The sequence below is a fragment of the Streptomyces sp. NPDC041796 genome (assembly GCF_055590785.1).
Genome location: NZ_JBVJAH010000010.1, coordinates 327,702 through 333,848 on the forward strand (window position 1 = coordinate 327,702; position 6,147 = coordinate 333,848).

Below are 6,147 nucleotides of genomic sequence, written 5' to 3' on the forward strand. Positions count from 1 at the left end.
AAGAACCCTCGTCGAAACGCTGTTAAGTCAGCCCTCCCGCGAGACCCGTCAGGCGGCCTGGAGCTCCAGCCGCGCACCGAACTCGCGGACCGCGGGCTCGTCCGCGTACGGCTCCAGACGCTGCTGCAGGTCCTCCAGGTACTCGGCACCCCTCGACGACCGCAGCGCGCCGAGCAATTCGGCCGCGCGCGTGCCCGTGTGGCAGGCGGCCTCCACCTCCCGCTGCTGCACCTGCGCCGTGGCCAGCAGGACCAGGCCGATCGCCCGCCGCCTGGCCCGCGCCTCGGGGAGGCCGTCCAGCGCCTCGGTCGCCGCCCGCGCCGCGTCCTCCGGCCGGCCCAGGTCCCGGTAGCAGTGGGCCAGTTCGTCGGCGAGGTAGGCCCGGTCGAAGTGGGCGATCCACGCGGGGTCGTCACCCGAACCCGGGTCGCTCCGGTCCATCGCGGCCACCGCCCGCGCCGCCACCTCCTGGCAGGTGCGCACATCGCCGAGCAGGGCGTGCCCGCGCGCCTCGGCCGCCAGGAACATCGCCTCCGCCCTCGGCGGCACGTGCCCCCGCGCCCCTTCCTGCGCCGCCCGCGCAAGCTGGGCGATCTCCCGCGGGTTGCCGAGCTGGGCCGCCAGGTGGCTCATGGACGCGGCCAGTACGTATCCGCCGTACCCGCGGTCCCCGGCCGCCTGGGCCAGCCGCAGCGCCTGGATGTAGTACCGCTGCGCCAGCCCGGGCTGTCCCGTGTCCACCGCCATGTAGCCGGCGAGCTCCGTCAGACGCGCGACGGCCGCGAACAGCCGGCGGCCCACGGTGTCGCGGTACGAGCCGGACAGCAGCCCCGACACCACGCTGTTCAGGTAGTGCACCACCACGGGCCGCACGTGACCGCTGCCGAACCGGTGGTCCAGCTCGACCAGCGCGGCCGTCATCGCCCTTACCGCCTCGACGTCCGCCGTCCCGACCCGCGCCCCGGCCTGCCGGGCCACCTGCGGGTCGGCGGAGGTGATCAGCCAGTCCCGGCTGGGCTCGACCAGCGCGGAGGCGGCCACCGTCGAGCCGGACAGGAAGTCCCGCCGGCCCACGTCACTGCGCCACAGCTCGCAGACCTGCTCGATGGCTCCGAGCACGGTCGGCGAGAACTGCAGGCCCACACCGGACGCCAGGTTCTTGCCGTTGGCCATGCCGATCTCGTCGATCGTCACCGTGCGCCCCAGCTTGCGGCCGAGGGCCTCGGCGATGATCCCCGGGGCCCGCCCGCGCGGCTGCTGGCCGCGCAGCCAGCGCGCCACCGACGTCTTGTCGTACCGCAGGTCGAGTCCGCGCTCCTGCCCCACCATGTTGACGCGGCGGGCGAGCCCGGCGTTGGAACACCCCGCTTCCTGGATGAGAGCCTGCAGCCGTTCGTTCGGCTGACGGGCGACGAGCGGCCTCGCTGCCATGACTACCCCCTGTTGCCGCGGTGATCAGTCCCGCTGATCACTGCCCGGCTGATATACGGAGAATGCAGAAGTTGACCTGCGAATACTGACGAAACCGATGAACCGTGGAGAAGGGCACGCACAGTTACCGAAGCGAGCGGAAGGCATGGGAAGAGCCTGTCCCGCACCAAGTGCCGTTGAAGGCCGACACATCACGCCATAGTGGGAGAGCAGTCACCTCCTCCGACTGTGGCTACCCGCCCACCGCTCCCGGTCCCCACGCGCGCCCCCGTCCGTGCATCCATGCGCCCCGGATGGCGAATCGATGCTCCTCGGCCTCCCTTCCCGCGCCCCGTAACCCGGGGTGAGGTGGGGAGTTGAGTTGTTTCGTGGAAGAGACCATCGGAGTCACGGAAGCCGCACAGATCCCCAAGCAGCGAGGCGAGCAGCTGCTGGACTGCGCCGTGCGGTATGCGGAAGAGCGGCACTGGGACGTGTTCCCCGGCACCTGGCTGGAGGCGGTCGACGGCACGGAGCGGTGCTCGTGCGGCGACACGGCGTGCCCCGCGGCGGGGGCGCACCCGGCGCGGCCGGACTGGGCGACCCAGGCGACGGGCAGCGCCGTGGTGGCGCGCAGGCTGTGGGGGAAGCAGCCGCGGGCGTCGATCCTGCTGCCGACGGGCCGTACCTTCGACGCCCTGGACGTTCCGGAGTCGGCGGGTTTCCTGGCGCTGGCGCGGATGGAGCGGATGGACCTGACGCTGGGCCCGGTCACCTGCACCCCGGACCGCCGGATGATGTTCTTCGTCCTGCCGGGGGCCGCCGCCAAGGTGCCGGACCTGGTGCGCAAGCTGGGCTGGTCGCCGAGCGGGATCGACCTCGTGGCCCGGGGCGAGGGCCAGTACGTGGCGGCGCCGCCGACCCGGGTGGGCGGTCACGGCGCGGTGCAGTGGGCGCGCCGCCCCACGCCGGCGAACCGCTGGCTGCCCGATGTCGAGGAGCTGATCTGTCCCTTGGCGTACGCGTGCGCCCGGGAGGCCGCCGACGCGCGGTCCCGGCAGGGTTGACCCTCATCCGACTGCCGGTCTCGCCCCCTGTCCGCGTCCCGGCGCGTACGTAGGCTGACCCCGTATCGACGGGGACCTACGGAGGCAGTGACCATGCCGGACCAGGTGGAGGACGGGCTCGCGCCCGCGGTGCGGGTCGAGGGACTGTGGAAGCGGTTCGGCGAACAGATCGCCGTGGCCGGGATCGATCTGGCGCTTCCGGCGGGCCGGTTCATCGGGCTGGTGGGCCCGAACGGGGCGGGCAAGACGACGACCCTGTCGATGGTGACGGGGCTGCTGCGACCCGACCAGGGGCGGGTCGAGGTGGTGGGGCACGACGTGTGGCGCGATCCGGCCGCGGTGAAGGCCCGGATCGGGGTCCTGCCCGAGGGGCTGCGGCTGTTCGAGCGGCTGTCGGGGCGGGAGCTCCTCGCGTACACCGGGCGGCTGCGGGGGCTGCCCGGGGACGAGGTCGACAAGCGGGCGGCCCAGCTACTGGACGTGCTGGACCTGGCGGGGGCGCAGAACAAGCTGGTCGTGGACTACTCGACCGGTATGCGCAAGAAGATCGGCCTGGCGGCGGCGCTGCTGCACAACCCGGACGTGCTGTTCCTGGACGAGCCGTTCGAGGGCGTGGACCCGGTGTCGGCGCAGTCGATCCGCGGGGTTCTGGAGCGGTACACGGCGTCGGGTGCGACCGTGGTGTTCTCCAGCCATGTGATGGAGCTGGTGGAGTCGCTGTGCGACTGGGTCGCCGTGATGGCGGGGGGCCGGATCCGGGCGCAGGGCACGCTGGCCGAGGTGCGGGGTGAAGCGCCGTCGTTGCAGGCCGCGTTCCTGGAGCTGGTGGGTGCGCAAGGGCGGGACACGGGCGAGTCGCTGGACTGGCTGGGTGGTGCCCGGTGACGCTCACGGGGGTTTTCGTACGGCTCAAGTTGTCGCTGCTGCGCAATGGGCTCAGGCAGTCGGCGGGGCGCAGGGCGGCGTATGTGACGTCGGCCGTGCTGGCGTTGCTGTTCGCGGCGGGGCAGTTGCTGGGGCTGGTGCTGCTGCGGGGCAGTGAGCACGCGGCCACGGTCACGGTGTTGCTGGCGGGGCTGTTGGCGCTGGGGTGGGCGGTGATGCCGCTGTTCTTCCCGAGTGGGGATGAAACGCTGGATCCGACGCGGCTGGTGATGCTGCCGCTGCGGCCGGGGCCGCTGGTGCGGGCGCTGCTGGTGTCGTCGCTGGTGGGGATCGGGCCGTTGTTCACCCTGTGCCTGGCGGTCGGGTCGGCGGTGGCGCTGGCGCACGGGGCGTTCGCGGTGGTGGTGGCGGTGGTGGCCGTGCCGCTGGTGCTGCTGGTGTGCGTGGCGCTGGCGCGGGCGGTGGCGGCCGGCAACGTCCGGCTGTTGACGTCCCGCAAGGGCCGGGACCTGGCCGTGCTGAGCGGTCTGGTGATCGCGGTGGGCATCCAGTTCGTCAACTTCGGTGTGCAGCGGCTGGGCCGGGCGGGCGGTCTGTCGGCGCTGGACCCGGCGGCGGAGGTGGTGCGGTGGATTCCGCCCGCGTCGGCGTTCGCCGCGGTCGACTCGGCGAGTGAGGGCGCGTACGGAGAGGCCGTGGCCGGGCTGCTGCTGACGGTGGCCGCCCTGGGGGCGCTGCTGTACGCGTGGCGGCGGAGCCTGGTGAAGCTGATGACGGCCCCGGACGGTTCCACACTGGCGGCGGCGTCGCGTCCGTCACGCCGTGAGTCGGCGGCCTCCGCCGGGCAGTTCGCCCGCCTGTGGCCCGAGGGGCGTACGGGCACGGTGATGCGGCGGAGTCTGCGTTATGTGGCGCGGGACCCGAAGACGAAGGCGGCGTGGGTGACGTCGCTGGCGATCGGCCTGATCGTGCCGCTGTTCAACGCGCTGCAGGGCACGGGGTCGGTGTACTTCGCGTGTTTCGCGGCGGGGATGCTCGGCGTCCAGATGTACAACCAGTTCGGCCAGGACACGTCGGCCTTCTGGATGGTCGCGATGACGATCTCCTCGACGCGGGACGCCTATGAGGAGTTGCGCGCGCGGGCCTTGGCGCTGCTGCTGGTGACCTTGCCGTTCGTGGCGCTGGTGACGGCGCTGACGGCGGCGGTGCTGGGCGACTGGCGGACGCTGCCGGAGGCACTGGGGCTGTCGTTCGGGGTGCTGGGCTCGATGCTGGGAACGGGCGCGGTGGCGTCGTCCCGCTTCCCCTACTCGATCCCGCAGGACAGTGGCTTCAAGAACGTGGCGCCGGGACAGGCGGGACTGGCGTGGATCTCCATCCTGGGCGGCATGGTCACGGCCGCGCTGCTGTGCGCCCCCCTGATCGCCCTCACCGTCTGGCTGAACTCGGCCGGGGCGGGCATGTCGGCGGGCCTGCTCCTCCTCGTGCTGGGCGCGGGCTGGGGCACGCTGCTGACGCGGGCGGGCCTCCGGCTCGCGGCGCCGCGCACGGCGGCCCGGCTCCCGGAGATCCTGACGGCGGTCAGCAAGGGCTGACGTCCTCCAGGAAGGGCGCGACGGCGGTGCGCCAGCCTTCGGGCTGGTCGTAGTGGACGAGGTGGCCGGCGTCCGGTACCTCGGCGTACCGCCCCTGGGGCAGGACGCGGACCATCTCCTGGGCCTCCGCGCGGCCCAGTTCGCCGTCCAGGCCGCGGACGACGAGGGTGGGGCAGCGGACGTGGGCGAGGGAGTCCCAGTGGGCGTCGTAGACCCAGGTCTCGCGGGAGGTGAGCATCTGGCGGCGGGAGAACAGGGGGCGCCAGCCGTCCGGGCCCTCGGCCATGACCTCGGCGTAGAACGCGCCGCGCGCGGGGTTGGGGCGCTCCACCCGGGGGTCGTCCTCGCCGAACCATTTCCGTACGTCGGCGAGCGTGGCGAAGGGCAGCGGCCAGGAGCGGAACCAGTCCTCCCATTCGCGCTGGGACGCGGCGCCGAGGGCGGAGGCCCGCATGTCGCAGATGACGAGGGCCCGCACGAGGTCGGGGCGCTCGGCGGCGAGCTGCCAGGCGGTCAGGGCGCCCATGGAGTGGCCGATGAGGACGGCGGGGGCGAGTCCGAGCTGTTCGATCGCGGCGGCGGCGTCGGCGACGTACGCCTCGCGGGTGAAGGGACCTTCGGCGGGCTTGTCGCTGCGTCCGTGCCCGCGCTGGTCGAGCGCGACGGCCCGGTACCGCTCGGCGAGCCAGCGGGCGGTGGAGGCCCAGTGGGAGGCGCGGCCCATCAGTCCGTGGAGGAGGAGCACTCCGGGCGCCTCGGCGTCCCCGGGTGCCCGGCCCTTGGGCGGGTCGGCGAACTCCCAGGCGGCGAGGCGTAAGCCGTCGGCTCCGGTCAGGTCGATGCGTCGCACCATGTGTCCTGACACCCCCTTCTGTTCACGTGCGCGAGCCAGACTATCGAACCTGCATTCGAAAACGGGGGTCCCGCCCGCAACACCGCTCGTTCGAGTGACCCCGCTCAAGGATTGACGGCCGTCGCCGAGGGGAGATCTTCATCGGGAGGCGGGCCGCTCGGGGAAAACGGTCCGAGGGGGACGACCCTGAGAGCTCGGGGCTCCGGGTCAGCACAGGGGAGGTCGGGGAGGGGGGGGGGGGGGGGGGGGGGGGGGGGGGGGAGGGCGGGGGGGGGGGGGGGGGGGGGTGGGGTGGTGGGTCCCGGCGAGTTGGGGATGACGCTTTATCAACCCACCC

The 6,147-nt window shown here is 73.1% G+C and carries 5 protein-coding genes; 3 read left to right on the plus strand and 2 right to left on the minus strand.

Going from position 1 to position 6,147, the window contains the following annotated elements:
- Nucleotides 1–48: 48 nt before the first annotated feature.
- Entirely contained in the window at nt 49–1,431 is a 1,383-nt protein-coding gene (locus ACZ6C1_RS22505; RefSeq protein ID WP_469242970.1) for a transcriptional regulator, read from the minus strand.
- A 368-nt stretch (nt 1,432–1,799) separates the two neighbouring features.
- On the opposite strand from ACZ6C1_RS22505, the gene ACZ6C1_RS22510 reads away from it, so the two are divergent.
- From ACZ6C1_RS22510 to ACZ6C1_RS22520, 3 genes are all read left to right on the plus strand, one after another.
- Complete coding sequence (locus ACZ6C1_RS22510; protein WP_469242971.1) at nt 1,800–2,477, plus strand: bifunctional DNA primase/polymerase; 678 nt, start codon at nt 1,800–1,802, stop codon at nt 2,475–2,477.
- Nucleotides 2,478–2,570: 93 nt separating this feature from the next.
- Nucleotides 2,571–3,362 carry an ABC transporter ATP-binding protein gene (locus tag ACZ6C1_RS22515; protein ID WP_469242972.1) on the plus strand — a complete coding sequence of 264 codons (792 nt, stop codon included), beginning with the start codon at nt 2,571–2,573 and terminating at the stop codon, nt 3,360–3,362.
- A complete protein-coding gene (locus tag ACZ6C1_RS22520; protein WP_469242973.1) occupies nt 3,359–4,957 on the plus strand; it encodes a transporter in 1,599 nt (532 codons plus the stop codon). Before ACZ6C1_RS22515 ends, ACZ6C1_RS22520 begins: the two co-directional genes overlap by 4 nt.
- Here the strand turns inward: ACZ6C1_RS22520 and ACZ6C1_RS22525 are convergent.
- Entirely contained in the window at nt 4,944–5,810 is an 867-nt protein-coding gene (locus ACZ6C1_RS22525; protein ID WP_469242974.1) for an alpha/beta fold hydrolase, read from the minus strand. The genes ACZ6C1_RS22520 and ACZ6C1_RS22525 overlap by 14 nt on opposite strands.
- Nucleotides 5,811–6,147 lie beyond the last annotated feature (337 nt).